At 76.5% G+C, this 26,817-nt stretch carries 23 protein-coding genes; 18 read left to right on the forward strand and 5 right to left on the reverse strand.

Annotated features, from left to right (window positions below):
• The first annotated feature begins 295 nt into the window (after positions 1 to 295).
• From pgsA to M0638_RS22550, 6 genes are all read left to right on the forward strand, one after another.
• Complete coding sequence (gene pgsA, locus M0638_RS22525; RefSeq protein WP_248669208.1) at positions 296 to 940, forward strand: CDP-diacylglycerol--glycerol-3-phosphate 3-phosphatidyltransferase; 645 nt, start codon at positions 296 to 298, stop codon at positions 938 to 940.
• Between the two features lie 107 nt (positions 941 to 1,047).
• The gene (locus M0638_RS22530; protein WP_248669209.1) at positions 1,048 to 1,815 is read left to right on the forward strand and encodes a hypothetical protein; all 768 of its coding nucleotides are present in this window, start codon (positions 1,048 to 1,050) and stop codon (positions 1,813 to 1,815) included.
• A 196-nt stretch (positions 1,816 to 2,011) separates the two neighbouring features.
• Entirely contained in the window at positions 2,012 to 2,272 is a 261-nt protein-coding gene (moaD, locus tag M0638_RS22535; RefSeq protein ID WP_408903659.1) for a molybdopterin converting factor subunit 1, read from the forward strand.
• A gap of 4 nt (positions 2,273 to 2,276) precedes the next feature.
• On the forward strand, positions 2,277 to 2,828 hold the full coding sequence (locus M0638_RS22540) for a molybdenum cofactor biosynthesis protein MoaE (RefSeq protein ID WP_248669210.1): 552 nt from the start codon (positions 2,277 to 2,279) through the stop codon (positions 2,826 to 2,828).
• Positions 2,825 to 3,193 carry a VOC family protein gene (locus tag M0638_RS22545; RefSeq protein WP_248669211.1) on the forward strand — a complete coding sequence of 123 codons (369 nt, stop codon included), beginning with the start codon at positions 2,825 to 2,827 and terminating at the stop codon, positions 3,191 to 3,193. Before M0638_RS22540 ends, M0638_RS22545 begins: the two co-directional genes overlap by 4 nt.
• Before the next feature lie 254 nt (positions 3,194 to 3,447).
• The gene (locus tag M0638_RS22550; protein ID WP_248669212.1) at positions 3,448 to 4,140 is read left to right on the forward strand and encodes a class I SAM-dependent methyltransferase; all 693 of its coding nucleotides are present in this window, start codon (positions 3,448 to 3,450) and stop codon (positions 4,138 to 4,140) included.
• Positions 4,141 to 4,185: 45 nt separating this feature from the next.
• Here M0638_RS22550 and glnE read toward each other — a convergent pair whose 3' ends face one another.
• Positions 4,186 to 7,530 (reverse strand): bifunctional [glutamate--ammonia ligase]-adenylyl-L-tyrosine phosphorylase/[glutamate--ammonia-ligase] adenylyltransferase, encoded by a 3,345-nt coding sequence (gene glnE / locus M0638_RS22555; RefSeq protein ID WP_248669213.1) that lies wholly within the window; start codon positions 7,528 to 7,530, stop codon positions 4,186 to 4,188.
• A 26-nt stretch (positions 7,531 to 7,556) separates the two neighbouring features.
• On the opposite strand from glnE, the gene M0638_RS22560 reads away from it, so the two are divergent.
• Positions 7,557 to 10,991, forward strand: a complete 3,435-nt coding sequence (locus M0638_RS22560) for a YhdP family protein (RefSeq protein WP_248669214.1) — start codon at positions 7,557 to 7,559, stop codon at positions 10,989 to 10,991.
• A gap of 197 nt (positions 10,992 to 11,188) precedes the next feature.
• Here the strand turns inward: M0638_RS22560 and M0638_RS22565 are convergent, their stop codons facing one another.
• Entirely contained in the window at positions 11,189 to 11,698 is a 510-nt protein-coding gene (locus tag M0638_RS22565) for a zinc-ribbon domain-containing protein (RefSeq protein WP_248669215.1), read from the reverse strand.
• A 220-nt stretch (positions 11,699 to 11,918) separates the two neighbouring features.
• Between M0638_RS22565 and M0638_RS22570 the strand changes: the two genes are divergently transcribed.
• From M0638_RS22570 to M0638_RS22615, 10 genes are all read left to right on the forward strand, one after another.
• Positions 11,919 to 12,638, forward strand: a complete 720-nt coding sequence (locus M0638_RS22570; protein WP_248669216.1) for a cell division ATP-binding protein FtsE — start codon at positions 11,919 to 11,921, stop codon at positions 12,636 to 12,638.
• Complete coding sequence (locus M0638_RS22575; protein WP_345893061.1) at positions 12,622 to 13,716, forward strand: cell division protein FtsX; 1,095 nt, start codon at positions 12,622 to 12,624, stop codon at positions 13,714 to 13,716. Before M0638_RS22570 ends, M0638_RS22575 begins: the two co-directional genes overlap by 17 nt.
• Positions 13,717 to 13,910: 194 nt before the next feature.
• Positions 13,911 to 14,717 carry a YdcF family protein gene (locus tag M0638_RS22580; RefSeq protein ID WP_248669217.1) on the forward strand — a complete coding sequence of 269 codons (807 nt, stop codon included), beginning with the start codon at positions 13,911 to 13,913 and terminating at the stop codon, positions 14,715 to 14,717.
• Positions 14,718 to 14,800: 83 nt separating this feature from the next.
• On the forward strand, positions 14,801 to 15,556 hold the full coding sequence (locus M0638_RS22585; protein ID WP_248669218.1) for a lysophospholipid acyltransferase family protein: 756 nt from the start codon (positions 14,801 to 14,803) through the stop codon (positions 15,554 to 15,556).
• A gap of 475 nt (positions 15,557 to 16,031) precedes the next feature.
• Entirely contained in the window at positions 16,032 to 17,210 is a 1,179-nt protein-coding gene (locus M0638_RS22590) for a DUF2125 domain-containing protein (protein ID WP_248669219.1), read from the forward strand.
• Positions 17,211 to 17,445: 235 nt separating this feature from the next.
• On the forward strand, positions 17,446 to 17,712 hold the full coding sequence (locus tag M0638_RS22595) for a hypothetical protein (protein WP_248669220.1): 267 nt from the start codon (positions 17,446 to 17,448) through the stop codon (positions 17,710 to 17,712).
• A 190-nt stretch (positions 17,713 to 17,902) separates the two neighbouring features.
• Positions 17,903 to 19,489 (forward strand): cytochrome ubiquinol oxidase subunit I, encoded by a 1,587-nt coding sequence (locus tag M0638_RS22600; RefSeq protein ID WP_282572232.1) that lies wholly within the window; start codon positions 17,903 to 17,905, stop codon positions 19,487 to 19,489.
• A gap of 5 nt (positions 19,490 to 19,494) precedes the next feature.
• Entirely contained in the window at positions 19,495 to 20,565 is a 1,071-nt protein-coding gene (cydB, locus tag M0638_RS22605; RefSeq protein ID WP_248669221.1) for a cytochrome d ubiquinol oxidase subunit II, read from the forward strand.
• Between the two features lies 1 nt (position 20,566).
• Positions 20,567 to 20,707 carry a DUF2474 family protein gene (locus M0638_RS22610; protein ID WP_248669222.1) on the forward strand — a complete coding sequence of 47 codons (141 nt, stop codon included), beginning with the start codon at positions 20,567 to 20,569 and terminating at the stop codon, positions 20,705 to 20,707.
• 103 nt (positions 20,708 to 20,810) lie between these two features.
• Positions 20,811 to 21,992, forward strand: coding sequence for a Rossmann-fold NAD(P)-binding domain-containing protein (locus M0638_RS22615; RefSeq protein ID WP_248669223.1), 1,182 nt, complete (start codon positions 20,811 to 20,813; stop codon positions 21,990 to 21,992).
• Between the two features lie 196 nt (positions 21,993 to 22,188).
• Here M0638_RS22615 and M0638_RS22620 read toward each other — a convergent pair whose 3' ends face one another.
• From M0638_RS22620 to M0638_RS22630, 3 genes are all read right to left on the reverse strand, one after another.
• On the reverse strand, positions 22,189 to 22,710 hold the full coding sequence (locus M0638_RS22620; RefSeq protein ID WP_248669224.1) for a universal stress protein: 522 nt from the start codon (positions 22,708 to 22,710) through the stop codon (positions 22,189 to 22,191).
• A complete protein-coding gene (locus tag M0638_RS22625) occupies positions 22,710 to 23,501 on the reverse strand; it encodes a TIGR02186 family protein (RefSeq protein WP_248669225.1) in 792 nt (263 codons plus the stop codon). Before M0638_RS22625 ends, M0638_RS22620 begins: the two co-directional genes overlap by 1 nt.
• Positions 23,502 to 23,620: 119 nt before the next feature.
• A complete protein-coding gene (locus tag M0638_RS22630; RefSeq protein WP_248669226.1) occupies positions 23,621 to 24,532 on the reverse strand; it encodes a sulfite exporter TauE/SafE family protein in 912 nt (303 codons plus the stop codon).
• A 389-nt stretch (positions 24,533 to 24,921) separates the two neighbouring features.
• Between M0638_RS22630 and M0638_RS22635 the strand changes: the two genes are divergently transcribed.
• A complete protein-coding gene (locus M0638_RS22635; protein ID WP_248669227.1) occupies positions 24,922 to 26,574 on the forward strand; it encodes a bifunctional metallophosphatase/5'-nucleotidase in 1,653 nt (550 codons plus the stop codon).
• The last annotated feature ends 243 nt before the right edge of the window (positions 26,575 to 26,817 follow it).

Consider the following 26,817-nt stretch of genomic DNA (forward strand, 5'->3'; position numbering starts at 1 on the left):
GCCGTGCCGGGCCGCCCCCCGGACCGACGCCCCTGGGCCGACGACCCCGGGCCGACGCCCCTGGGCCGACGACCCCGGTCCGCCCCCCGCTGTCCCCCGGACCTTCGCCTTTCCGCCCGCCCCGGCATGCCGGGCACCGCGCCGGTGGCCCCGGAACCGGCCCGGCCATGCCGCGCGGGCGGGATAGGCCAGGGCCCGGCGCGGGGCGCCCCGCATGATTCGCCGCGGAGCGGTTCGCCTCGGGCCGGTTCTGCTCTAGGGTGTCGCCGGGACCAACCAGCCACCCGGTCGAGCCTTGCCGACAGACCTGCCCAACCTGCTGACCCTCTCGCGCATCGCGGCCATCCCGCTGCTGGTGGCCCTCAGCGCATTGCGTCTGCCCTGGGGAGACGTGGCGGCCTGCGTCGTCTTCTCGGCGGCCGCCATCACGGACTACTTCGACGGCAAGCTGGCGCGCCGGCGCCGGCAGGTCTCCGACCTCGGCCGCATGCTCGATCCCATCGCCGACAAGCTGCTGGTGGGCGCCGCGCTGATGCTGCTGGCCGGACTCGACCGCCTCTCGGCCTTCGGGCTGCTGCCGGCCATCGTCATCATGCTGCGCGAGATCCTGGTCTCGGGCCTGCGCGAGTACCTAGCCAGTCTCTCGGTCGGCCTGCCGGTGACGCGGCTGGCCAAGTGGAAGACCGGCGTGCAGATGGGCGCGCTCGGCACCCTGCTCGCCGGGACCACCGGCGCCGCCGCGCTGCACCTCTCCTGGCTGCCGGTGCAGGCGATCGGCGAGATCATGCTGTGGACGGCGGCGGTGCTGACGCTGGTGACGGGCTGGGACTACCTTCAGGCCGGCCTGCACCATGTGGGCCGCCCCCCGGCCGACCCCCCGCACCGCGTGCCACCCGCGGCGCGCGGGGCCGGGGTGGCCGGCGGCCTCACGGAAAGGTGAGAATTCCGGCGGCAGCCGGCTCCCGCGGGCACAGGGTGCCGACACACGGTATTGAGAGCATCACACCTGCATCGCATCTTGCCGCGGCGCAGAATCGAGGAATGGGCATGTTCGATCGGCTTGGACGGCACGCGGCGGCGTCGCGACCGGCGGGGCGACCGGCGGGACGGCCGGCGGGGCAGGCGCTGCTCCGGAGGCTGCTGGCGCCGGCGGCACTGCTGCTGCTGGCCGGCTGCGCCTCCGGCGACATCTGGAACCGCTTCGGCAGCACCCGGCCCCAGGTGCCGGAGGAGAGCGTCACCGCCATGCGCCTGCTCGGCAGCGCACCGGAAGTGCCGCCGCTGCTGCCGGAGAACGGCAATGTCTGGCCGGGCGCCGAGCCGCCGCGCACCACCCTGGCCAACCCCGACGCGGCGCTGCGCGGCATCCCGACCTTCCAGCCGGAGACCACCGGCCGGCCGCTCGGCATGCCGCGGACGCCGGACGCCACGCTGCCGCCGGCGAGCCCGATCCTGCGGCAGCCGGATCCGGGGCAGTTCGCCCCGCCGCCCGGCTCCACCACCCCGGGCGCGCCGCGGCGGCGCGGCAGCGCCAGCCCGCCGCCCGCCTCGGCGGTGCTGCCCTACGACCCGCAGACCCTGAGCACGCCGCCCGCCCTGCCCCCGCCGTCGACGCCCGCCCCGGCGGCCCCCGGCCCCGAGGGGCGCGTCATCCCCGTGCCCGGCGGGCCGCCCGCCAACGTCACGGGCGGCACGCGCAACTACCAGACCTTCACGCGCCCCGGCACGGGCGGCAGCGGCATCGCGATTCCGAACGGCCCGGGTGCCGGCACCACGCTGATCAACCCGGACGGCTCGGTGCAGCAGGTGCCGTAGGGATGCCGCCGCAGGCCGGCGCGCCCGGACCGTCATCGCCGCCCGCCCCGGGCCGCGGCGCCCCGTCCGCCCCGGGGTGGCGCCGGGGAGAGGCGCCAGGGGAGGCGCCAGGGGAAGCGCCGGACGGCCCGTGGGAACGCCCGTGCCGTGCCGGGGGCCCGCCCGGCCCCTCACGGCGGGCTTCGGGGAGGCCCATATGAGCGCCATGCGCATCGTCTACTTCGCCTGGGTCCGCCAACGCGTCGGCACCGCCGAGGAGGAGGTCTCGCCGCCGCCCGAGGTGCGCGACGTCGGCGGCCTGGTGCGCTGGCTCTCGGCGCTGGACGAGCGCCACGCCGCCGCCTTCGCCAACCCGCGCCTGGTGCGCGCCGCCGTGAACCAGGACTTCGCCGGCCCCGACCACCCGGTCCGCCCGGGCGACGAGGTGGCCTTCTTCCCGCCGGTGACCGGTGGCTGAGCCGATGGCCGAGGCCCGGGCCGCCGCCGCCTCCGTGCCGCCGCGCGTCACCGTCCGGGTCGGGGAGGAGGCCTTCGACCTCGCCGCCGAATCCGCCGCCCTCTGCGCCGGCCGCGACGATGTCGGCGGCCTCGCCAGCTTCGTCGGCATCTGCCGCGCCGACGACGCGCTGGAGTCGCTGACCCTGGAGCACTACCCCGGCATGACCGAGCGGGCGATCGGGCGCATCGCCGGCGAGGCGATGGCGCGCTGGCCGCTGCTCGGCTGCACCGTGGTGCACCGCGTCGGGCGGCTGCGGCCCGGCGAGCCGATCGTGCTGGTGCTGACCGCCGCCCCGCACCGCGCGGCGGCGCTCGAATCCTGCGCCTTCCTGATCGACTGGCTGAAGACCCGCGCGCCCTTCTGGAAGCGCGAGACGGGCCGCGACGGCACCGAGCGCTGGGTCGAGGCGCGGGCGGCGGACGACGACGCGGCCGCGCGCTGGGACCTGCGCGGCCAGGACCTGCACGGTCAGGACCTGCGCGGCCAGGACCGGCCCGGCGGAGCGGGGCGATGAGCGGGACGCTGCGGCTCGCGCGCCTCGACCTGCCCTGCCGCGACCTCGCGCGGCAGCGGGACTTCTACACCCGCATCCTCGGGCTGAAGCCGGTGGAGGAGGGGCCGGAGGGCATCTGCTACGGCCTCGGCACGGTGGCGTTCCTGCTGCGGCCGCGCGGCGACGCGCTGTTCCCGAGCGAGGGCGGGCCCGGCCTGCTGCTCGCCTTCCCGGTCGAGGAGGCGGAGCTCGACCGCTGGCACCGCCGGGTGCTGACCAACCGGGTGGCGGTGCTGGACCCGCCGCGGCCCCTGCCGATGGGCGGCCGCGCCGTCCGCATCTCCGATCCGGAGGGCAACGTGATCGAGTTCTACACCGAGGGTTAGGGCGGATCGCCGGAGGGCGGCCACAGCCCGGCGGCATGCATCCGCCCCGGGAACGACGGGCCGGGGCGCGGTCCGCCGGGCGGCGCCGGCGGCGCGATGCCGCCGGGTCGTGCCCCCGACGCAATGCCCCTGACGCAATGCCGGCGACGCAATGCCGGCGGGTGCAACGAAGGCGCGTCCGGGCGGTTCCAGGGAGGCGGACAAGACGGAGCCCCCGCCATGGAACCCTGCCCCGCCACTCGGAGCCACGCATCGTGACCGCCGGTCCTTCCCCCGCCGGCCCTCCCGCCGCCGCTCCTCCCCCCGCCGGTCCGCCGGCCGGCGCCCCGGCGGCGCGCTTCACCGAGGACTGGTTCGAGTACCACACGCCCGCCTGGCGACGCTTCTTCGACGGGGTCGGCTGGGATGCCGAGGCGCCCCACGTCGCGGTGGAGATCGGCTCCTTCGAGGGGCGCTCCACCATCTGGATCCTGGAGAACCTGCTGCGGCACCCGGACAGCCGCATCCACTGCCTCGACACCTTCGCCGGCGGCGTCGAGCACCAGGCGGACCGGATCGCGGGCCTCTACGAGCGCTTCGACGCCAACCTCCGCGCCCATGGCGTGCGCGACAAGGCGGCGGTGCTGCGGGGTCCCTCCTTCGACGGGCTGGTGCGGCTGCTCGGCGCCGGCGTCGAGGCGGATTTCGTGTACGTGGACGGCTCGCACCAGGCGCCCGACGTGCTGGCCGACCTGGTGCTCGGCTTCCGGCTGCTGCGGCCGGGCGGGGTGATGATCTGCGACGACTACCTCTGGTCGATGGAGGAGCCGGACACGCACGACCTGCTGAACGCGCCGAAGATCGCCATCGACGCCTTCGCCAACATCCATCGGCGCCAGATCGAGCTGCCGGACGGGCTGCTGCGCTGGCAGTTCGGGCTGCGCCGGCGGGCGCCGGAGCCGGGCTGAGCCGCGCGGCGCCGGCCCGGCGGCGAAGACCCGTGCCGCGGGCCGTCAGTCCCGGTCGGGCTCCGCGTCCGGCACCTCGACCGCCGGCCCGCCCGCCAGCCCGCCCGTCGGCGCGGTCAGCGACCCGACCCGGCGCTCGAACACCGCCCGCACCGAGGCCGCCACCGCGTCGAGTCGCAGCCGCAGCGCGCCCGCATCGGCCGGCGGGTCGGGCAGCAGCGGGCGGCAGGCCTCCAGCAGGACCTGCGACACCGGCTCGGGCAGCACCTCCTCCGGCCGCCGCCCCACGGTCAGGCGGAGCAGGCCGAGCACCGTCCGCCACAGCCGGTCGGCGCCGATCAGCAGCTCCGCCTCGGCCGCCGGCAGCGCCTTCGCGCGGGCGAGCTTCGCGAGGGCGAGGCGCGTGGTGGTGGCCAGGACCTCGGGCCGCCCCTCGGCGCGCCGGGCCGTCTCGCGCAGTTGCAGGGCCTGGGCGACGAACTCCACCTCCACCAGGCCGCCCGGCATGAGCTTGATGTCCCACGGCCCGTCCGGCGGCAGGTCGCGCAGCAGCCGGGCGCGCATGGCGGCGGCGTCCGCCAGCACGGCATCGGGGTCCGCTCCCGCCGGCGGCCGGCGGGTCAGCGCGGCGCGGAGGCTGGCGGCGAGGCGGCGGCGCAGCGCCGGCGGCCCGGCCACCACGCGGCCACGGGTCAGCGCCATCCGCTCCCAGGTCCAGGCGGATTCGGTGTGGTACCGCTGGAAGCTGGCGAGGCTGGTGGCGACCGGCCCCTGGCTGCCGGAAGGGCGCAGCCGCATGTCCACCGCGTACATCCGGCCCTCGGGGCCGGGCGCCGTGACCACGGCGATGAACTGCTGCGCGAGGCGCGAGAAGTAGGTGCTGGCCGGCAGCGCGCGGCTGCCGCCCCGGCTCTCGGTGCCGGCGTGATCGTAGACCAGAACGAGGTCGAGGTCCGATCCCGGCAGCATCTCCCGCCCGCCGAGCTTGCCGAGCGCCAGCACCGCCATCGCCCCGCCCGCGACCTTGCCGTGGCGCACGGCGAACTCCTCGGCGACGCGCGGCAGCAGCGCGGCGATGGCGGCGTCGGCGAGGTCGGCGCGCAGCGTCCCGGCGGCATCGGCGTCGAGCCGGCCCTCCAGCGCGGCGATGTCGATCTCGAAATTCCGCTCCGTCACCAGCCGGCGGGCACCCTCCAGCGCCTCCTCCAGATGGCGCGCATCCTTGACCAGCGCGGCCAGCGGCGCGGCCGAGCCCGCCGTGTCCGCCTCGGCGGCGAGGTGGCCGGACAGGAAGCGGTCGAAGGCGGCGGCGTTGCGGGCCAGGTGGTCGGCCAGCGCCGGCGCGGTGCCGAGCATCGCCGCCACGCGGTCGAGCAGCACCGGGTTGCGGTGGAGCAGCGAGAGGATCTGCACCCCGGCCGGCTGCCCGGCCAGCACCCGGTCGAAGCGCGCCAGCGCCGCGTCCGGCTGCACCTGCCGGCCGAAGGCGGCGAGCAGGCTCGGCATCAGCGCCGTCAGCAGCTCGCGCGCCCGCTCGGAGCGCGTCGCGCGGGTGCGGCCGTGGTGCCAGCCGCGCACCAGGGCGGCGACGCCGGCGGGGTTGTGGAAGCCGAGGCCGCGCAGCGTCTCCAGCGTGTCCGGGTCGTCGTCGACGCCGGTGAAGACGAGGTTGCCCATGGCGCCGCTTCCGGTGCCGCCTTCCCCTTTGGCATCCCCTGCGGCATCCCCCCGGGCCGCGTTGCCGCCGGCCGGCTCGCCGGGCGCCGCGGAGAGCTCGGGCGCCGATTCGAACAGCCGCGCATAGTGCCGTTCCACCTTGCGCATGTGCCCGCCGAGCACGGCCGAGAAGGCCTCCACGTCGGGGAAGCCGAGGAAGGAGGCGAGGCGCGCGAGTCCTGCCGGGTCCTCGGGGATCCGATGGGTCTGCCGGTCGTTCTCCATCTGGATGCGGTGCTCGACCGTGCGGAGGAAGACGTAGGCGTCGGCGAGGTCGGCGGCGGCGCGGCGGTCGATCCGTCCGGCGGCGGCCAGCGCCGCCAGCGCGCCGAGCGTGGTCGGGTCGCGCAGGCCGGGATCGCGGCCGCCCCAGATGAGTTGCAGCACCTGGGCGGTGAACTCGATCTCGCGTATGCCGCCGCGCCCGAGCTTGACGTTGTGTCCGGCGATGGCGATCCGCTCGCCCGCGCCCTTGCGGTCGGCGTGGTGGGCATGGATCTGGCGCTTGATCGAGTGGATGTCGGCGATCGCCGCGAAGTCGAGGTGGCGGCGCCAGATGAAGGGCCGGATCTCGCGCAGGAACTGCTCGCCCTGCGCGCGGTCCCCGGCCACGGGCCGCGCCTTGAGCATCGCGGCGCGCTCCCAGTTCTGCCCCATCGACTCGTAGTAGGAGATGGCGCCGGGTACCGAGACGGCGAGCGGCGTCGCGGAGGGGTCGGGGCGCAGGCGCAGGTCGGTGCGGAACACGTAGCCGTCGGCGGTGCGCTCGTCGAGCAGCCGCACCAGGTCGCGCGCCAGGCGCACGAAGCCGCCCCCGATGCCATCCTTGTCGGCGTTCTGGTAGGCTGGCGCGTCGGGGTCGTAGAGAACCATGAGATCGACATCGGACGAGTAGTTCAGCTCCCGCCCGCCGAGCTTGCCGAGGCCGAGCACGATCAGCCCGCTGCCGCGGCAGGTCGCGCGCGGGTCGTAGCGCGTGCTCTGCAGGCGCGCGCGGTCGGCGAGGCGCAGCGTGCCGCGCGCCGCCGCCTCGCGCAGCAGGTGGGCGCAGGCGTAGTCGATGGCCGCGTCGGCCACGGCCGAGAGCGCGCCGGTGACCTGGTCGAGCGTCCACAGCCCGGCGATGTCGGCCACCCCCGCCACCAGCGCCGCCTGCCGCTTCACCTGCCGCAGCAGCGCGGCGACGCCGGCGCGGCCGGCCATGGTGTCGGCGCGGGTCAGCGGGTTGAGTGTGCGGCCGAAGGTCTCGTCCGGCCCGTGCCGCACGAGGCACTTCAGGCTGTCGCTCTCGCGCACCGCGAGGTCCGACAGGTAGGGGCTGTGGCCGCCGATGGCGCCGAGCAGCGCGACCCCCTCGGCGCTCTGGGCGAAGGCGCGCTCGTCCGCGCCGCGCTCGCCGAAGCGCTCGATCAGCCGGGCGGCGGCCTCGGGGTCGTAGGGGCGCGGCAGGCGCCCGGGGGAGAAGACGACAGGGGAGAAGGCGGCGGGGGAGGCAGGCGCGCCGGCCGCCGGCTCCGCCCCTTCGGCGCCCGCGGCGTCCCGTCCCGGCGCGGGGGCCGGCTTGGCGCCCTCCGGGAAAGCGCCCTGGCTCCTTCCCTGGGAATCCCTTCGGGAACTCCCCTGGGCAGCCCCCGGCGAGGCGTCTCCAGCCGGCTTCGTCGTCGGACCCTGCATGGGACGGCAGGGAACCCGTGAGCCGGGTGGCGGGTCAAGCGCTGGAGATGGGGCACCGGCTGCTGCGGCGCGTCTGCGCCCTGGCGCTGCTGCTGGCCCTGGCCCTGGGCGGGCTCGCCTGGCGACTGGCGGAGGGACCGCTCGCCGTGCCCTTCCTGCCCGGCGCGCTGGAGCGGGCCGCCGCGCGCGAGGGGGTGCGGCTGGAGGTCGGGCTCGCCACGGTCGGCTGGGCCGGCTGGCATGCCGGGCTCGGCGCGCCGCTGGAGCTGCGCCTCGGGCGGGTGCGGGCGCTGGACCCGGCCGGCGTGGTGCGGGCCGACCTGCCCGAGGCGGCGATCACCCTCTCCTTCCGCCGCCTGCTGCACGGCGAGCTGGCGCTGCACGGGCTGACCCTGCGGCACCCCGTGCTGCGCCTCGCCCGCGCCGCCGACGGCGCGGTCTCGGCCGGCCTCGGCGAATCGGCGGCGGAGGCACCGGGCGAGGCCGAGCTGCCGGTGGTCTCGTCCGTGCTGGCCACGCTGCTGGGCCCGGCGCGCGACGACGGGCTGCTGGCCGGGCTGCGCCGGGTGCGGCTGGAGAACGGGCTGCTGACCGTGGCCGACCGCGCCCTGCACCTCGACTGGTCGCTGCGTGGGATCAGCGTCGCCGTCGACCGGCCGGCCCAGGGCGGGCTCGCGGGCACCGGCGCCGCGACGCTGGCGGTGGGCACCGAGAGGGTGCCGGTGCGCCTCTCGGCGCGGGCGGAGGCGCTGCCGGTGTTGCGCGCCGCCGATCCGGCGCCGGCGGCCGCCCAGGGAAGTGGCCAGGGAAATGGCCAGGGAGATGGCCGGGGGAATGCTCCGGGAGGTGACCCGGGAGCCGCCCCGGATGTCGCCTCGGATGTCGCCCCGGGGGGTGGTACGGCGCGGGACGCGGCCCCTGCGCCGCTCGCCACCTCCCGCGCTCCGATCCCGCCGGCGCGGCTGCGGCTGGAAGCGGAGCTGCCGGTGGTGCGGCCCGCCGCGCTGTCGCGGCAGGCGCCCGGGCTCGCGCGCCTCGCCGCCTTCGACGCGCCGGCGCGGCTGACCGCCTCGCTGGAGCTGGACGAGGCGCTGCGGCCGAAGCGGCTGCGGGCCGGCCTGCATGCCGGGCCGGGCGTCGTCGATCTCGGCCCCGGCCGGCGGGTCCCGTTCGACCTGCTGGAGGCCGAGGCGGAGGGCGGCCCCGACACGGTGATCGTGCCGCGCCTGACGCTGCGCCTGCCCGCGCGCCCCGCCCCGGCCGCCGCCTCCAGCGGACCCGCCGGCCGGGCGGCGCGGCCGGCGCCGGGGGCAACCGCCCCGGGATCCGCCAACCCGGGATCCTCCACCGGGCCGACCCTGGTCGCCACCCTCGCCGCGCGGCGCCAGCCGGACCGCTGGCGCGGCCGCGCCACGCTGACGCTCGACCAGGTTCGCCTCGCCGACCTGCCCGGCTACTGGCCCCCGCGCCTCGGCGGGCACGAGCGGGAGTGGATCACCGAGAACCTCACCGCCGGCATCGCCCGCAACGGCAGCTGGCAGGCCGAGGGCGAGGTCTCGGCCGCCTTCGACCGGGCCAGCCTCGCCGCCGCCTCCGGCACGCTGGAGGTGGCCGGCGCCACGGTGCACTGGCTGCGGCCGATCCCGCCGATGGAGAATGTCGCCGGCACGGTGGAGTTCTCGCCGACCGAGGTGACCGTGCGTGCGCGCGCCGGCCGGCAGTCCGGCACGGCGCTCGACCTGCGCGACGCGACGCTGCGCTTCTTCGCGCTCGACACCGAGCCGGGCCAGGCCGAGATGCAGCTCGGCCTGGGCGGCCCGCTGGCCGACGTGCTGACGGTGATCAGGCAGCCGCGGCTGCACCTGTTCGACCGCCGGCCGCTGGAGCTGCGCGCGACCGGCGGCACCGCCGAGGCGCGACTCGGCATCGCCTTCCCGCTCTACGCCGACCTGCCGGCCGAGATGCTGCGGCTGAGCGCCACGGCGAAGCTCGCCGATGCCCGCCTGCCCGGCGCCGCGATCGGCCGCGACATCGAGCGCGGCCAGTTCGACCTCGCGGTGGACACGGAGCGGCTGCGCGCCTCCGGCCCGGCGCTGGTCTCGGGCGTGCCCTCGCAGCTCTCGGTGGAGATGGACTTCCGGCCCGGCCCGGCGACGCAGGTGGTGGAGCGGATCGGCTATTCCGGCCGCCCCACCATCGCCCAGCTCGTGCCCTTCAACCTCGACCTCACCGACTACGCCGAGGGGCCGGTCGCGCTGGAGGCGCGCACCGAGCGCCGGCGCAACGGCACCATGCAGGCCGTGGTGCGCGGCGACCTGCGCGACACGCGGCTGATGCTGGAGCCGCTCGCCTGGTCGGGCCCCGCCGGCCGGCCGGGCACCGCCGAGGCGGTGCTGCGGCTGCGCGGCGACGTGCTGCAATCGGTGGACAACATCCGGGTCGATGCCGGCGACCTCTCGCTGCGCGGCAGCGCCACGCTGCGCGCGCGCAGCCGGCTGGACCGCATCGTGCTGCGCGAGGGCGCGGCCGGTGCCAACCGCTTCGCCGGCGAGATCGTGGCGCCGGAGCGCGAGGGCGGCGAGTGGCGGATCGCGGCGCAGGGCGCGGTGCTCGACCTCGGCCCCGTGCTGGCGCGCGAGGCGACGGCCGGCGCCGCCCCGGAGGACGGGTCCGGCGGCGCGCCGCTGGCGCTGGACGGGCGCTTCGAGCGGGTGCTGCTGGGCGAGGGCCGGCAGGTGCAGGGCGTCGTCGCGCGGGTGCGCGCGGAAGGCAGCGGCGTGCTGCGCGAGGCGGCGGTGACCGGCCGCACCAGCCCCCGCGGCGGCTTCGAGTTCATGGTGGCGCCGCAGCCCGGCGGCCGGCGCGACCTGCGGCTGGTGAGCGAATCCGGCGGCGAGCTGCTGCGCGCGCTCGACCTGCTCGACAGCATCGAGGGCGGCCGGCTGACCGTGACCGGCAGCTACGCCGATTCCCGGCGCGGCGCGGCGCTGCACGGCAACGCGACGATGACCGACTTCAGCGTGGGCGGCGCGCCGGCCGCGGCCAAGCTGCTGCAGGCGCTGACCGTGTACGGGCTGGTGGACGTGGCGCGCTCCCCCGGACTCGCCTTCTCGCAGATGCACGCGCCCTTCGTGCTGACGCCGGGGCTGCTGACCATCGGCGAGGCGCGCGCCTTCTCGTCCTCGCTCGGCCTGACCGCGCAGGGCACGCTGGACCGGCAGCGGCACCGGCTGGACCTGCGCGGGACCATCGTGCCGGCCTACGTGCTGAACTCGGCGCTCGGGCGGCTGCCGGTGATCGGACGGCTGTTCAGCCCCGAGGCGGGAGGCGGGCTGTTCTCGGTCTCCTACAGCGTGCGCGGGCCGCTCGCCGACCCGCAGGTCTCGGTGAACCCGCTCACCGCGGTCACGCCGGGCTTCCTGCGCAACCTGTTCGGGAGGCAGGCGCAGGGCGGCCGATGAGGGGTGCCGATGAGAGGGGTGCCGGAAGCGGGGCCGGAGCCGCCCGCGGCCCTCTTCCCGGGGGTTCTCCGGCGGGCGATCCCGCCGCTAGAGCCGATCCAGCCTGACTGGATCAGGCCGGAACGGCTCCAGCCTTTTGATTTTTCGCATTTTCCGAGCCGCTGAGCGAGAACGCTCAGCTTGAAAATGCTCTAGCGTCAGTCCAGGCCCAGCGCCGCGTAGAGCCGCCCGATCGGCGGCCACTGCGTCGCCAGCTCGTCGCGCCAGACCAGCAGCGAGGCCGCGGCGGCCACCAGCAGCACCACCGACATGCCGAGGGCGAGCCAGACCCCCGTGCCGGTGGGCGGCCTTTCCTCCGGCATCGGCAGCGGCAGCTCCTCCCACCTGGCGCTCTCCGGCCTGGAGGCGGCGGGCAGCGGCGGCAGGCCGAGCGGCGGCTCCGGCACCATGGGGCGCGGGAGGCTGGCCCCGGCGGGTGTGGCGGTCTGGCCGCTGCCGCGCGATGCCTGTTCGAGGGCGGCATGCTCCGGCGCGGCGGCCTGCCTCGCCGCCATGGCCGGCGTGGTGGCCTGTCCGTCCGCCATGGCCGGCGCCGCGGCAGGCGACCAGGAGCGGCCGCAGCGCGCGCAGCGCAGCTTCCGGCCGCTGCCGGCCAGCGCCTCCGGCACGTCGTACACGGCGTCGCAGCCGGGGCAGGTGATACGCATGGGAGCGGCATCAGAAGCGCAACGGCCGCCCGCCGCAAGCCCGGTATCGCAGCGCATCAAGGCGGCGCGGCCGGGCCGTCGATTCGCCCGCCGCCCCCCGCGCCGGCGGGACCGGCGGGCCCATCCGCGCGGCCGGAATCCGGCTGCGCCGGGGCATGCGGCAGGGCCGCGAGGCGATCCGCCATGGCGGCCGGGGCCGGGGCGTGCGATTTTGCGGCCGATGGTGCGGTTCTCGGAAGTGGGCCTGCGCTACGGCGCACCGCAGCGGCCCCTGGGGGCACGACGGGGTGAGGCGGCGCGGCAGGCCGGGGCGGCCACGCGGCCCGAGGTGCTGCGCGACCTCAGCTTCACCCTGCCCGCCGGCAGCTTCACCTGGCTGCTCGGCGCCTCGGGCGCGGGCAAGTCCTCGCTGCTTCGCCTGATGCAGCTCGCCCTGCGCCCGACTCGCGGCACGGTGGAGGTGCTCGGCCTCGACATCGGCGGCGCGCGCCGCTGGCAGCTGCCGCACCTGCGCCGGCGGATCGGCGTGGTGTTCCAGGACTTCCGCCTGCTGCCGCACCTGACCGCCTTCGACAACGTGGCGCTGCCGCTGCGCCTCGCCGGCCGCCCCGAGGGGCAATTGCGCGCCGACGTGCTGGAGATGCTGCGCTGGGTCGGGCTGGATTCGCGCCTGCACGCCTTGCCGCCGGAGATGTCGGGCGGCGAGCAGCAGCGCGTGGCCATCGCCCGGGCGGTGGTCACCCGCCCGGCCCTGCTGCTGGCCGACGAGCCGACCGGCAACCTGGACGCGCCGCAGGCGCGGCGGGTGCTGGCGCTGGTGGGCGAGATGAACCGACTCGGCACCACGGTGGTGGTGGCGACGCACAGCCAGGAGCTGGTGGCGCGACAGCCCGCCCCGGCGCTGCGCCTGGAGGGGGGACGGCTTGTCGGCGATCGCTGACCGCGACGCCGCGCCCCCCGCGGGGCTCGCGGCGGAGACGCGCCCGGCGGGCGGGGGGCCGGCCGGCACCCCGCCGGGTACGGCGTCGCGCCCGGGGCGGCGACGGGACCGCGACCCGCTCGGCCTGCGCCGCGCCCTCTCGGACCGGCTGCTGCCGGGGCTGGTGGCGGCGATGGCGCTGCTGGCGGCGCTGGCGCTCGGCGGCGCGCGCGGCGCCGCGACCCTGGCCGCGCGCTGGCAGACCGGCGCCGCCGCCGCCGTGCTCGTGCAGGTCCCCGAGCCCGCCGCGCCGGCGGCCCCGGCGGAAGGCGCGCCCGCCGGTGGCCCCCCGGCCGCACGTCGGCTCGATGCTCCCCCGGCCGCGCGGCGGCTCGATGGCCCCCCGGCCGCACGGCGGCTCGATGCCGCCCTGGCCGCGCTGCGGTCGATCCCGTCGGTGTCCGAGGCGCGGCCGATGGACGATGCGCGGATGCAGGCGCTGCTGCGCCCCTGGCTCGGCGACGCGGCGGACCTGCCGCTGCCCGGCGTGATCGAGCTGCGACTCGACCCGGACGCCGCCCTGCCGGAGGGGGCGGATTCGCTGGAGGCGCGGCTCGCCGCCGTGGCGCCGGGGGCGCTGGTCGAGTCGCACGGGCTCTGGGTGGCGCGGCTCGGGGCGCTGGCGCGCTCGCTGCAGGCGGTGTCGCTGGCGGCGCTGCTGCTGGTGGCGGGCGTGGCGGCCGCCGTGGTCGCGGTCGCCACGCGCGCCGGGCTGATCGCGCGGCGGGAGGCGATCGGCGTGCTGCACACGCTGGGCGCCACGGATGGCGACATCGCCCGCCGCTTCGCGCGGCGCGTCTTCGCCCTGGCCGGCGCCGGCGCGCTGATGGGGGCCGCCCTCGCGGTGCCGCTGCTGGCGGGCCTCGCCGGGCTGGCGGCGCCGCTGCTTGGCGGCGCCGCCGGGGCGGGCTCCGGAATCGGTTGGGCCTGGGCGGGGCTGCCCTGGGCCGAGCTGGTGGCGCTGCCGCCGCTCGCCGCCCTGATCGGCTGGGCGACGGCGCAGCTGACGGTGCGGCGCTGGCTGCGGCGCCTGCCATGATCGGCCTCCCCTGCCTCCGGCCGCCGGCGAGGCCCTGTGCGGACCCGCCGCCGGACCCGCCGCCGCTCGCCGATGCCCGGCCCCCGGCGGCGGCCGCGCCGCCCTCCGGCCCGGCATGGGCGCCGGCCGCCGCCCGGCCGCCCGAGGCCGCCGGGGCGCCGGGGGAGGGCCGCCGCGGGCGCCGCTGGCGGCCGGTGCGGGGCGGCGGCCTGCTGCTGCTCGTGCCCCTGCTGGGCCTCACCATCGGCTTCGGCTGGTTCCTGCGCGTCGCCACGGCGCCGCCGAGCGAGCCGGCGCGGATCACCGACGGCATCGTGGCGCTGACCGGCGGCGCCGAGCGGGTGGAGACCGGGCTGCGCCTGCTGGCCGAGGGCCGGGCCGGGGCGCTGCTGGTCTCGGGTGCCCATCCGGACGTGGACCTGCGCGACCTGACGCGGCTCGCCGGGCTGGACCCGGCGCCGCTGGCCGGGCGGGTCACGCTCGGCCACCGCGCCACCACCACGCTCGGCAACGCCGCCGAGGTCTCGGACTGGGCCCGCGCGCGCGGGCTGCGCTCCATCCGCGTCGTCACCGCCGGCTACCACATGGCGCGGGCGCTGCTGGAGCTGCGGCGCGCCTTCCCCGAGGCCGAGTTCGTGCCGCACCCCGTCACCCCCGCCGCGCTGCGCCGTGGCGGGGCGACCGGCAGCGCCCGCACCTGGACGCTGCTGCTCGGCGAGTACGCGAAATTCCTCGCCGCCAGCCTCGGCCTCGCGCGCTACGCGGCGCCGCCGGGCCAGGTGGCCGGGCTGCGCGAGCCGCCGGCGGCGCGTCCCGGCCGGGCGATCGACGCCAAGCATGGCCAGGATGTGGCCGGGGACATGCCGGGGGAAGTGCCGGGGGAAGTGCCGGGGGAAGTGGTGGGGGACGCGGCGGGGGCGGGGCAGGTCCTCCCGGGCGGGGGGATGCCAGCGGCCGGCGCCACGGGCATACAAGCGCCTCCGGAGACGGCGACGCCCTGAGCGTGCCGCGGGGCGGCGGAAGCCCGCCCGCGTGGCCGGCGGCGCCGCGCCCCGGCCCACCTCTCCGCGGAACCGCCCCGTCGATGACCTGGCTGCGCTCGGCTCTGTTCAACCTGCTGTTCCTCGGCGGCACGGCGCTCGGCTGCCTGGCCGCGCTGCCGCTGCTGCTGGCGCCGCGCCGCTGGTTCCTGGCCTATCTGCGCGCCTATGCCGGCGTGGTGCTCTGGCTGCTGCGCGTGGTCTGCGGCATCCGGGTCCGCGTCACCGGCGAGGCGAACCTCGCGGCGGCGCGGCAGCCGGGCGGCGGCGCGCTGGTGGCCGCCAAGCACCAGTCCGCCTTCGACACGGTGATCTGGCTGCGCCTGCTGCCGGACGCGGTCTACGTCCTCAAGCAGGAGCTGCTGCGCCTGCCGGTCTGGGGGCGGCTCGCCCGCCATTCGGGGATGATCGCGGTGGACCGCAGCGCCGGCGCCCCGGCGCTGCGCGCCATGGTGCAGGCGGCGCGGACCGCCGTCGCCGAGGGGCGCCAGGTGGTGATCTTCCCGGAGGGCACGCGCACCGCGCCGGGCGCGCCGCCGGCCTACCAGCCGGGCGTCGCGGCGCTGGCCGGGGCGCTCGGCGTGCCGGTGATCCCGGTCGCCACCGACAGCGGCTGCTTCTGGCCCCGGCGCGGCTTCCGCAAGCGGCCCGGCACCATCACCGTCGCGGTGCTGCCGCCGCTGCCCGGCGGCCTGCCACGCGCCGAATTCATGCGCCGGCTGCAGGCCGCGATCGAGACGGAATCGGACCGGCTGCGCGCGTCGGTGGTGGGCAACCCTGTGGAAAACTTCGTGGAATAGTGCGGGCGGAATGGAACGGGCGGCGGCGTGCGACCGGCCGCGGCGATCGCCCCGGCAGGCGCCCCGGGCTGCCGCCACACCTGCCCACCGGTTTGTCCACAGCCCCGGCGCATAGCGTCAATCCATTGATCCAAAAAGATTTTTTTGATCTGGACAGACGAGTCGGGACGCCGTTGTGCACAGGGGGCCGACAACCCCGTCCACCATTTCGCGGCGGCGAGACGGCGGCGGGGTGCGCCTTGTGGACGAAGTCGGCGCCTGTGGGCAAGTACCTTGATGTGCCACGGCTTTCCGACGCCGGCGCAACGGCCGGCCGCGTTCCGGCGGACGCGGCGTGCGTCGGGGCGGCGATACGCCCTGCGGCGAACCGCGGTCCGGTTGGGACAGCGGTTCGCCGTAGCTCGTTGTTCCCGGCGCGGATGCGCGCCGCCGGGCTTGTCCGCCCGCCGGCGATCCGCTCTATCCCGCCTCGCCCATGAGCCCCGATCCCCATGCCACCGACCCCGGCGCGGCCGGCAGCCCCTACGCCCGCCCCGAGCCGGGGGGCAGCCGCCGCCCCGCGCGCGGCGCCGGCCGGGGCCGGCACGCGCCCGCCCTGCGCCTGCTGCTCGGCCTCCTCCTGCTGCTCGCCCTGCTCGCCGCCGGCCATGCCGTGCTCTGGCGCTGGATGGCCAACCGGATGGAGGCCGGCTTCGCCACCTGGGCGGAGACCCGGCGCGCCCAGGGCTGGGTGGTCGAGCACGCCGCGCCGGTGCAGGGCGGCTGGCCCTTCTCGGCGACGCTGACCCTGCCGCGCTTCCGGCTCGCCGGCGGCGGCGCCACCGTGCCGGGGGGAATCGACTGGCGGGCGGAGGCGCTGGTGCTGCGCCTCGTGCCGCCGCGGCTGGAGCGGCTGACCGTGGAGGCCCAGGGGCCGCAGCGGCTGCGGCTCGGCACGCTGGAGGTGCCCTTCGCCGCCGACCGGCTCACCGCGCAGGTGCCGCTGGAAGCCGGCGTGCTGCCGCGCGAGGCCGGAATCGCGGCCGACCGGCTGCGGCTCGGCACGCCGGCCGGGGCGGCGGAGCTGCGCCGCCTGCGACTCGAACTGGAGACGCGCAGCACCGCCATCGAGGGGGAGCCGGCGGTCTCGGCGACCCTGTCGGCGGAGGGGCTTGCGCTGCCGCCGGGCGTCGCGCCGCCCGCCCTCGGCGACCGCATCGCGAGCCTCGCCGCCGAGGCGGCGCTGACCGGCCCCATCCCCGCGGGGCGCGATCCGGCCGAGCGCGCCGCCATCTGGCGGGATGCCGGCGGCACGCTGGAGCTGCGCTCCCTGCAGCTTCGCTGGGGGCCGGCCGGCGGCGCGGCCTCGGCCACCCTGACGCTGGACGAGCGGCTGCAGCCCATGGGCGCCGGCACGCTGCGCCTGACCGGCTTCGCCGAGGTGCTGGACGCGCTCGCGGCGGGCGGCGCGATCGACGCGCGCAGCGCCATGGCCACGCGCGCCGTGGCGCAGCTGATGGCCCGCCGCCCCAGCGAGGACGCGCCGCCGCAGATCGAGGTGCCGGTGATGCTGGAGCACAGCACGCTGGGCATCGCGCGGCTGCGCGTGGCACGGCTGCCGCTCTGGCAATGGCCGGGGCAATGGCCGGGGCAACAGCCGGCCGCCTCTCCCTGAATCTGCCCCGGCCGGCTCCCGGCGCGCCGTACGGGCGGGAAAAAGTCGTGCGCCCCCTGGCGCGGCGGCGGGCATGTCGCTAGCATGTCGGCCATGGCCATGCTCCGGACCTTCCAGGCGCGAATTAGCGGCCCGGCCGCCTAGGCGACCGGCCGATGCGGCATGCCGCGGGCCGTCGCCCGCGGCCGGGACCCGATCCGTCCCCCTGCCCGTCCTGCCTTCCGGAGCTTTCCCGATGTCCGAGTCCCTGGTCCCCGCCCGCTTCGTGGTCGTCGCCGACGCCTTCCCGGGCCTGCTCTCGCGCCTGCTCGAACCCTTCGCCAAGCGCGACCTGACGCCCGACAGCGTCCGGGCGACGCGCCAGGGCGAGGTGATGCGCGCCGAGATCGCCCTCGACGGCATGCCGGAAGGGATGCTGCACCTCGTCGCCGGCAATCTCGGCCAGGTGGTCGGCGTGCGCTCCGTCCGGATGGTGTCGGTCGCGGCGCTGTCGGCCGCCTGAGCGGCCCGCCGGGAAACGCGCCGCCATCCCGTCGCGCCGGGGCCGTGCGGTCCGCTTCCGGCGTGCGCGCCGGCCCTGCTGACATGCGCGTGCACGCGGTCATTCACGGCATGACCGCCGCCGGGCGGGCGTGCGATGCTGGCGCGCCGGCGCCGCGACGCCGGGCCCAGGACCGGGAGCGTGCCGACCGATGCTTTGGGAAGCCTTGCCGAGCGCCCTGGACCTCGCGCGCTTCCAGTTCGCCTTCGTCGTGGTGTTCCACTTCCTGTTCCCCGCCTTCACCATCGGCATCGCCAGCTACCTCGCGGTGCTGGAGGGGCTGTGGCTGTGGACGAAGCGGGACGTCTACCTCGACGTGTTCCGCTACTGGCTGACCATCTTCGCCATCGTCTTCGCCATGGGCGTCGTCTCGGGCGTGGTGATGTCCTACCAGTTCGGCACCAACTGGTCGGCCTTCTCGGACAAGGCCGGGCCGGTGATCGGGCCGCTGATGGGCTACGAGGTGCTGACCGCCTTCTTTTTGGAGGCGGGCTTCCTCGGCATCATGCTGTTCGGGCTGGAGCGCGTGGGCCGCGCGCTGCACTTCGCGGCGACGCTGCTGGTCGCGGTCGGCACGGCGATCTCGGCCTTCTGGATCCTCTCCGTGAACTCGTGGATGCAGACGCCGGCGGGCCACAGCATCGCGCCCGACGGGCGCTTCATGCCGGAGGACTGGTTCGCGATCATCTTCAACCCGTCCTTTCCCTACCGCTTCGTCCACACCGTCACCGCCGCCTACCTGACCACCGCCTTCATCGTCGGCGCGGTCGGCGCCTGGCACGTGCTGCACGAGCGGCGCGCGCGCGACCGCGACGGCTCCGGCGTGACGCCCGGCCACAAGATCGCCAACCCGCAGGCGCGCGTGATGCTCTCCATGGCGATGTGGATGGCGGCGGTGGTGGCGCCGTTGCAGATCCTGATCGGCGACGCGCACGGGCTGAACACGCTGGAGCACCAGCCGCAGAAGGTGGCGGCGATGGAAGGCCACTGGGAGCGGCAGCGCGGCGCGCCGCTGATCCTGTTCGGCCTGCCCGACATGGAGGCGGAGGAGACGCGCCTCGCGATCTCGATCCCCTACCTCTCCGGCCTGATCCTGACCCACAGCCTGGACGGCGAGACGCCGGGGCTGCGCGACTTCCCGCGCGAGGCGCGCCCGACCAACGTGCCGCTGGTGTTCTGGGCCTTCCGCGTGATGGTGGGGCTCGGCACGCTGATGGCGCTGACCGGGCTGGTCTCGCTGTGGCTGCGGCTGCGCGGGCGACTGTACGACACGGGCTGGTTCCAGCGCGCCGCGATCGCCATGGGCCCCTCGGGGCTGGTCGCGGTGACGGCGGGCTGGATCACCACCGAGGCGGGGCGGCAGCCCTGGACGGTGTACGGGCTGCTGCGCACCGCCGACAGCGTCTCGCCGCTGGCCGCGCCCGCCGTGGCCACCTCGCTCGCCGCCTTCGTGGTGGTGTACTTCCTCGTCTTCGGCGCCGGCATCTGGTACCTGTTCCGGCTGTTCTCGCGCACGCCCGGCCCCTTCGAGCAGGGCCCGCCCAAGGGCGAGCCGATCCGTACCGGCGGCATCCTGCCGGGCCCGGCCATGGACCCCGCCGCGATGCAGGCCGGCCGCCCCTCCTCCTCCGGCGACGGCCCGCACGCGCCGTCGGGTGGAGGCCCGCATGCGCCGTCGGGCGGAGGCCCGCATGCAGCGCCGGGCGGAGGCCCGCACGCGCCACAGCCGGCGGAGTGAACGCCATGCCGATCGAGACCTGGCTGCCCTTCGTCTGGGCCGTGATCATCGCGCTGGCCGTCTTCTTCTACGTCTGCATGGACGGGTTCGACCTCGGCCTCGGCATCCTCTTCCCCTTCATCCGGGAGAAGCCGGAACGCGACGTGATGGTGAACTCGGTGGCGCCCGTCTGGGACGGCAACGAGACCTGGCTGGTGATGGGGGGCGGCGGGCTGCTCGCGGTCTTCCCGCTGGCCTACGCCATCATCCTGCCCGCGCTCTACGCGCCGATGATCGGCATGCTGCTGGCGCTGATCTTCCGCGGCGTCTCCTTCGAGATGCGCTTCAAGGCGGACAACGCGGCGCAGCAGCGCTGGTGGGACCGCGCCTTCTCCTGGGGCTCCTACGGCGCCGCGATCTGCCAGGGCCTCGCGCTCGGGGCCATCGTGCAGGGCATCACCGTGACCGGCCGCGCCTACGGCGGCGGCTGGTGGGACTGGCTGACGCCCTTCACCCTGTTCACCGCCTTCTCGCTCACCGTGGGCTACGCGCTGCTCGGCGCCTGCTGGCTGGTGTGGAAGACGGAGGGCGCGCTGGAGCACCGCGCGCGCGACCTGGCGCGGGCGCTGGGCGCGCTGATGCTGGTGCTGATCGCGCTGCTCTCGCTCAGCATGCCCTTCCTGCAACCGGCCTTCCGCGCGCGCTGGTTCGACTTCCCGCTGATCCTGCTCGCCCTGCCGGTGCCGGTGCTGATGGCGCTGCTGGCCTGGCGCTTCTTCCGCGCGCTGCGCGAGACGGAGGCGCGCGAGGCGCTCGCCGCGGCGGACCCGACGGGCCGGGTGTTCCGCTGGCGCGACGGCACCGCCTTCGCCTGCGTGCTGGGCTGGTTCTTCCTCTGCTACACCGGGCTCGGCATCAGCCTGTGGCCCAACATCGTGCCGCCTTCCGTCAGCATCTGGGATGCCGCGGCGCCGCCTGCCTCGCAGCTCTTCGTCCTGGTGGGCGCGGCGGTGCTGCTGCCGGTCATCCTCGCCTACACCGCCTACACCTACTGGATCTTCCGCGGGAAGGTCCGGCAGGGAGAGGGATACCACTGAGTTGGCGGATGGCGGCGCGCCCGGCGAGGCGCCGCCGGGGCTCCGGCGCCGCCTGCTCTGGTTCGCGGCGCTCTGGGCCGCGGGCGTGCTGGCGGTGGGCAGCGTCGCCCTGCTGATCCGCTGGGTGCTGAAGCCCGGCTGACGCCGGCCGCCGCCTTCCCGACCGCTTCCCGGCGCCGCGCTGGCGCGGCGTTTGCGTGCGCCTGCGCACCGGCATCGTCGCCGGCGGGCGCCGGAGGGGTCGGATGCGGATCGGGATCATCGGCAGCGGCGTCGCGGGGTCCCTGCTGGCCGAGGGGCTGCTCGGCGCGCCGGGGATCGACCTCGCGCTCTTCGAGCGCGCCGGGGCGGGCGAGCATGCCGGGGCGGGCACCGGGCTCAACCTGGGACCGAACGCGCTGAAGGCGCTGCGCCTGCACATGCCGGCGCGGCACGCGGCGCTGCGCGCGGCCTCCCTGCCCTGGCGCCGCTGGACGGTGGCGCTGACGGATGGCCGGCCGCTGCTCGACCTCGACCTGCTGCGCATCGCCGAGGAGCCGGGGGCACGCATCCGCTGGTCGGAGCTGTACCGGCTGCTGCGCGCGCCGCTGGCCGCCGTCGCGCCCGGTCCCGTCCGGGGCGGCCATGCGCTGGAGGCGCTGGAGGCGGACGCGGCCGGCCGGCTGGTGCCGGTGTTCCGCCGCCCCGACGGCACGCTGGCGCGCGACGGCGGCTTCGACCTGCTGGTCGGCGCCGACGGCCGCTACAGCCGGCTGCGCGCCCTGACCGCCGGCGAGCCGGTGCCGCGCCAGCTCGGCCTGTGCATCTGGCGGCTGCTGGTGCCGGCGGAGGCGTCGGCGGGCTGCCCGTTCGACGATTACGGGCAGTGGTTCAACGGCCATGCGCGGCTGCTGGCCTTCCGGGTGCCGGGCGGCGCGGTCTACGTCGCCGGCGCCTTCCCGCTGCCGCCCGACGGCGCCATCCCGGAGGCGGCGCGCAGCGTCGCCTGCCAGCAGGCGCTGTTCACGCCGCCGGACGGGGCGCCCTGCCCCGCCGTGGCCTGGATGCTGGAGCGCGTGGCGGCGGGCTTCGGCGACATCCACTGGGCGCGCATCCAGGAGACGCCGCTGCTGCGCCGGGCGGCGGAGGGGCGGGCACTGTTCCTGGGGGATGCGGCGCAGGGGATGGTGCCCACGCTCGGGCAGGGCGCCACCCAGGCGATGGAGGATGGCGTGCTGGCCGCGCCGGTGCTGCGCGCCGGCGGCGACCCGGCGGCGTTGTCGGCGGCGGTGGCGGCGCGGCGCGACGCGCGGGTGGCGTTCGCGCGGGACCTGTCCTGGCAGGCGAGCGACACGATGCTGGATGCCGACCCGGTGGCGGGCACGCGGCGCAAGGGCGAGGCGGCGTTCCTGGCGTCGCTGCGGCGGCTCTACACGGAGGTGGGGTGAGGCGGCGGGTCTCCCCGGCCGGCAGCCCCGCGCCTCAGAGCCTGTTCGAGAGGCCTGCGGCTGAGGGATGGCGAGGGATTTTTCGTGCCGGGAAGGAAGGGACGCCGGCGCGATGCGGGGCATCGTGCCAAGTCCCTGACGCGCCCGGCGCGGAAAAGACCCGCCGGACCGACCCGCAGGCTTCTCGAACAGGCCGTCAGGTCACCCGTTCCAGCTCGGCGTCGCTCAGGCCGCCCGGCACGATGGTCACCGGCAGCGGCAGCCGCCCCGCGTTGCGCCCGACCAGCGAGGAGATCAGCGGTCCCGGCCCGCCGCCATCGGCCGCCGCGGCCAGCACCAGGATGGAGATGCGCGGGTCCTCGGCCAGCAGCGCCTCCAGCGCCTCGCGCGGGTCGCCCTCGCGGATCAGCAGGATCGGCATGCCGCCGGTGATCTCCTGCACCTCGGCGGCGAGGCCGGAGAGCACCTTCTCCGCCTCCTCCCGCCGCTCCTCCGCCATCATGGCGCCGACGCCGGCCCAGAACATCGGCTCGGCCGGCTCCATCACGCGCAGCAGCGCGACGCGGCCGCCGCCGTTGCGCACGCGCAGCGAGGCGTAGCGCAGCGCCACGGCGCGCTCCGGGCTGTCGTCCACCACCACCAGGAAGACGCGGTCGCGCTTGGCGGGGGTGGCGGTGGCCGCCGATTCCCCGGTTGCCGGATTGCCCGAATCGCTCATCAGCCCCTCCGGAACAGCACGCTGCCGAACCACCCGGCGAGGGCGGCGAGCAGCACGCAGACCAGACCGTAGACCAGCGGCGCGCGTTCCGCGACGTCGGCGATCCGCGCCGCCGTGCCCTCTCGGTCCACCCGCAGGCTGAGCGCCTGGCGCGCCACCACGCGGCGGTTGCGCACCAGCATCACCTCGACGAGGTAGTCGCCGGTCAGCACCGTGGCGGGGATCGGGATGCGCGCCTGGAACAGGTGGCCGGCGGCGACGGTGATCGGGCTGACATCCTCGATCCACTCGCCCGCCTCCTGCTTCAGCTCGCGCAGCGCCGCGCGGTAGCCGACGCCCTGCGGGCCGGCGGACCAGAGCGGCAGCGCGTCGATGCCGAGCTGCAGCTCGCGCCGGTCGCCCTCGCCCAGCAGGTCGCGCAGCGGGCGGGTGCCGGTCACGGCGTAGTAGCTCGGCACGCCCGGGAAGCGCGCCGCCGCGCCGTTGATCCAGAAGCCGAGCACGCGCGTCTTGCGCCGCACCACCATCCCCTGGGTGGGGCCGATCGCCAGCACCAGGATCTCGTCGGCGCCGGCGCCGATGCTGCGATCGGTGGTGCCGAACACCACGATCTCGTCGCCGGTGAAGCCGGTGGTGATGGCGATCTCGCCGCGCGACAGGGCGGCGACGAGCGGCACGGGCGGCGGCGGCTGCGTCGCCGCCGCCCGGGGCAGGACGCACAGCAGGGCGCACAGCCCGGCGGCGAGCGCGCGGCCGGCGAGCGGGGACCGGGGCGCAGCCGGTGGGGCCACCCGTCCCGGGGCGGCGGGGCCGTGGGCGGGATGGGCGCGACGGCCGGGAGCGGCGGCGCGGACGGGCCGGGCACCGCCACCGGGAACAGGCCCGTGGGCGCTCCCCGCGGGCGGGGGCGTCACAGCAGCGGCCCGATGGTGAACAGCTTGTCCGGCCGCCGCACCAGCCCCCAGAGCAGGCTGAGGGCGACGCCGAGCACCAGCAGGCCGAGCAGCGCGCGCATCTCCTCGCCGCGCAGCTTCGAGCCGAAGGCGGCGCCGAACTGCGCGCCCGCCACGCCGCCGACCAGCAGCAGCATGGTCAGCACCACGTCCACGCTGCCGGTCTGCACCGCCTGGAGCAGCGTCACGTTGGTGGCCACGAACACCACCTGGAACAGCGAGGTGCCGACCACCACCGAGGTGGGCATGCCGAGCAGGTAGATCATGGCCGGCACCAGCATGAAGCCGCCGCCCACGCCCATCACCGCCGAGAGGATGCCGATCGCGAAGCCGACCAGGGCCGGCGGGATCACCGAGATGTAGAGCCGCGACTTGCGGAAGCGCATCTTCCACGGCAGGCCGTGCATCCAGAAATGCTCGTGCCGCTTTGGCGTGCCGCCGGTGCGCCGGCGCTGCACGATGGCGCGCACCGACTCCATCACCATCAGCCCGCCCACCGTGCCCAGCACCACCACGTAGAAGATGGCGACGGCGAGATCGACCTGCCCCATCTTGCGCAGCGCGGCGAAGAGCTGCACGCCGAGCGCCGAGCCGGTGAAGCCGCCGGCCAGCAGCACCAGCCCCATGCGCACGTCGACGTTGCCGCGCCGCCACTGCGCGATCAGGCCGGAGACGGAGGCGCCGATGGTCTGGTTGGCGCCGGAGGCGACGGCGACGGGCGAGGGGATGCCGATCAGGATCAGCAGCGGCGTCAGCAGGAAGCCGCCGCCGACGCCGAACAGGCCCGAGAGCCAGCCCACGCCGAAGCCGATGCCCAGCAGCAGCAGGGCATCCACCGACATCTCGGCGATCGGCAGGTAGACCTGCATCGCGGCATCCCGGTCGTCATGCGGTTGGGATAGGGGCGAGTAACCGGCTCGGAACGCAACCGTCCCGAACCGCGCCTTCCCGGCCGGCTTTGGACCGAGGGGCGGCACCACGCAAGGGGCATTCTGGCGGCGGGCGGAGGTCGGGCGGCCGGTGTGATCGGGATGGCGCGGTCGGGGTCCGGGCCTGGCCATCCGGCGGTTCCGGGGCATGCCGGGGCCGCCCCGGCGGCGCGGGGCGGCGGCGGTGGCCCGACGGAGCCCCCGCGCCGCCGGGCCGCCATCGCCCGGCACGGCGGAGGGCGTACAATCCTCCTCGGCGGCACGAACCGCCCCGCCCCGGCGACCCGTAGCCGTGGGGCGGCGCCTCTCCGAATCCGAGGATCGACCCCATGCGCGTTCCGCGCCGCGCCCTGCTCCGGACCACGGTCCACGCCGCCCTTGCCGGCGCCGCCTCGCTGCCGCTCGCAGCCCCCTTCCCGCGCCGCGCCGCCGCCGATCCCGCCGCGCGGGTGACGCTGCTGCACCTGAACGACTTCCACTCGCGCCACGAGCCGGTGAACGCCGAGGTGAACACCTGCCGGGCGGAGGATGCGTCGCGCGGCGGCTGCCTCGGCGGCAGCGCCCGGCTGGCGACCGGCCTCAGGCTCGGCCGCGCGCGGGCCGCGGCCGCCGGCCGCGCCGTGCTGCAGGTGGATGCGGGCGACCAGTTCATGGGCAGCCTGTTCTACACCCACTATCGCGGCGACGCGGAGCTGGCGGTGATGCGCACCACCGGCTGCGAGGTCATGGTGCCGGGCAACCACGAATTCGATAACGGGCCGGAGAATTTCGCCCGCTTCGTCCGCGCCGCCCCCTTCCCCATCCTCTCGGCCAACATCGACGCGACGGCCGAGCCCTCGCTGGCCGGGACGATGCGGCCCTGGATGACGGTGGAGCGCGGCGGGGCGCGGCTGGCGCTGGTCGGCGTCACCACCACGACCACGCCTTCGGTCTCCTCGCCCGGCCCGACGCTGCGCTTCCGCAACGCCGAGGAGGCGGTCTCGCGCGCCATCGCCGAGATCCGCGCGGCGGACGCGCGGGCGGGACGCGCCTCGACCGTGGTGGTGATCTCGCATCGCGGGCTGGAGGCGGACCAGCGCCTGGCCGCGCATGTCGCGGGGGTGGACGTGATCGTGGGCGGGCATTCGCACACGTTGCTGTCCAATTCGGTGGCGCGCGCCGAGGGACCCTCCCCCGTGCTGGCGGACGGGCCGGACCGGCCGGTGCGCATCGTGCAGGCCGGCGCCTACGGCCGGTATCTCGGCCATCTGGAGCTCGATCTCGGCCCCGATGGCCGGGTGCTGGCGCATGGCGGCGACACCACGGCGCTGACCCAGGACATCCCGCCCGACCCGGAGGTGGCGGCGCTGGTCGCCACCCTCGCCGTGCCGTTGCAGGAGACGCTGCGCCGGCGGGTGAGCCGCGCCGCCGCGCCGATCGGCAACGGCAATTGCCGCACCGGCGAGTGCGCGCTCGGCAACCTGATCGCCGACGCGATGCTGGCGGCGCTGCCGGTGGCCGAGGTGGCGATCCACAACGGCGGCGGGCTGCGCGCCGGGCTGCCGGCGGGCGAGGTCACGCTGGGCGACCTGCTGACCGTGATGCCCTTCGGCAACACGCTCTCGCTGCTGCGCCTGCGCGGCGCCGACCTGCGCGCGGCGCTGGAGCACGGGCTGCGCCGCGCCCCCGAACCCTCCGGCGCCTTCCCGCAGGTGGCGGGGATGCGTCTGCGCTGGAACCCGGCGGCCCCGCCCGGGCAGCGCGTGGAGGAGGTGCAGGTGATGCTGGACGGGCGGCTCGCGCCGCTCGATCCGGAGCGCGCCTACGTGGTGGTGACGCACAGCTTCCTGCGCTCGGGCGGCGACGGGTACGCGGTGCTGCGCGACCGGACGCTGGAGGGCTACGCGACCGGACCGCTGCTGACGGACGCGGTGGTGCCGTACCTCCAGGCGCACGCGCCGCTGGCGCCGCGGCGGGACGGACGGATCGCGGCGGTGGGGTGAGGACGGGGGACTTCGCCCCCTGCGACCCCGACCAGGGAAGGCGCTGCCTTCCCTGGACCCATCCGCCAAGGGGCGAAGCCCCCTTGGAACCCCCGTTTCGGGAAGAAAGTCCGAGGTGCTTCTACCCCTGGGACCAAACGAACAGAGGTGCAGGAGGGCCTCGCCCTCCTGCCGGATGGGGTCTGGGGAAGGCAGAGCCTTCCCCAAGGGCCGGATGGGGTCTGGGGAAGGCGGCGCCTTCCC

Origin of the sequence: Roseomonas acroporae (assembly GCF_023223525.1) — a bacterium.
Lineage (GTDB): Bacteria > Pseudomonadota > Alphaproteobacteria > Acetobacterales > Acetobacteraceae > Roseomonas_E > Roseomonas_E acroporae.

Bases quoted from the DNA above. Each gene is read 5' to 3' on its own strand.
- M0638_RS22570 (WP_248669216.1), top strand. From the start codon at position 11,919: ATGGTGCGGTTCTCGGAAGTGGGCCTGCGCTACGGCGCACCGCAGCGG.
- M0638_RS22635 (WP_248669227.1), top strand. From the start codon at position 24,922: ATGCGCGTTCCGCGCCGCGCCCTGCTCCGGACCACGGTCCACGCCGCC.
- cydB (WP_248669221.1), top strand. From the start codon at position 19,495: ATGCCGATCGAGACCTGGCTGCCCTTCGTCTGGGCCGTGATCATCGCG.
- M0638_RS22595 (WP_248669220.1), top strand. From the start codon at position 17,446: ATGTCCGAGTCCCTGGTCCCCGCCCGCTTCGTGGTCGTCGCCGACGCC.
- M0638_RS22620 (WP_248669224.1), bottom strand. From the start codon at position 22,710: ATGAGCGATTCGGGCAATCCGGCAACCGGGGAATCGGCGGCCACCGCC.
- M0638_RS22530 (WP_248669209.1), top strand. From the start codon at position 1,048: ATGTTCGATCGGCTTGGACGGCACGCGGCGGCGTCGCGACCGGCGGGG.
- M0638_RS22600 (WP_282572232.1), top strand. From the start codon at position 17,903: ATGCTTTGGGAAGCCTTGCCGAGCGCCCTGGACCTCGCGCGCTTCCAG.
- M0638_RS22590 (WP_248669219.1), top strand. From the start codon at position 16,032: ATGAGCCCCGATCCCCATGCCACCGACCCCGGCGCGGCCGGCAGCCCC.
- M0638_RS22615 (WP_248669223.1), top strand. From the start codon at position 20,811: ATGCGGATCGGGATCATCGGCAGCGGCGTCGCGGGGTCCCTGCTGGCC.
- glnE (WP_248669213.1), bottom strand. From the start codon at position 7,530: ATGCAGGGTCCGACGACGAAGCCGGCTGGAGACGCCTCGCCGGGGGCT.
- M0638_RS22565 (WP_248669215.1), bottom strand. From the start codon at position 11,698: ATGCGTATCACCTGCCCCGGCTGCGACGCCGTGTACGACGTGCCGGAG.
- M0638_RS22630 (WP_248669226.1), bottom strand. From the start codon at position 24,532: ATGCAGGTCTACCTGCCGATCGCCGAGATGTCGGTGGATGCCCTGCTG.
- moaD (WP_408903659.1), top strand. From the start codon at position 2,012: ATGAGCGCCATGCGCATCGTCTACTTCGCCTGGGTCCGCCAACGCGTC.
- M0638_RS22585 (WP_248669218.1), top strand. From the start codon at position 14,801: ATGACCTGGCTGCGCTCGGCTCTGTTCAACCTGCTGTTCCTCGGCGGC.
- M0638_RS22540 (WP_248669210.1), top strand. From the start codon at position 2,277: ATGGCCGAGGCCCGGGCCGCCGCCGCCTCCGTGCCGCCGCGCGTCACC.
- M0638_RS22545 (WP_248669211.1), top strand. From the start codon at position 2,825: ATGAGCGGGACGCTGCGGCTCGCGCGCCTCGACCTGCCCTGCCGCGAC.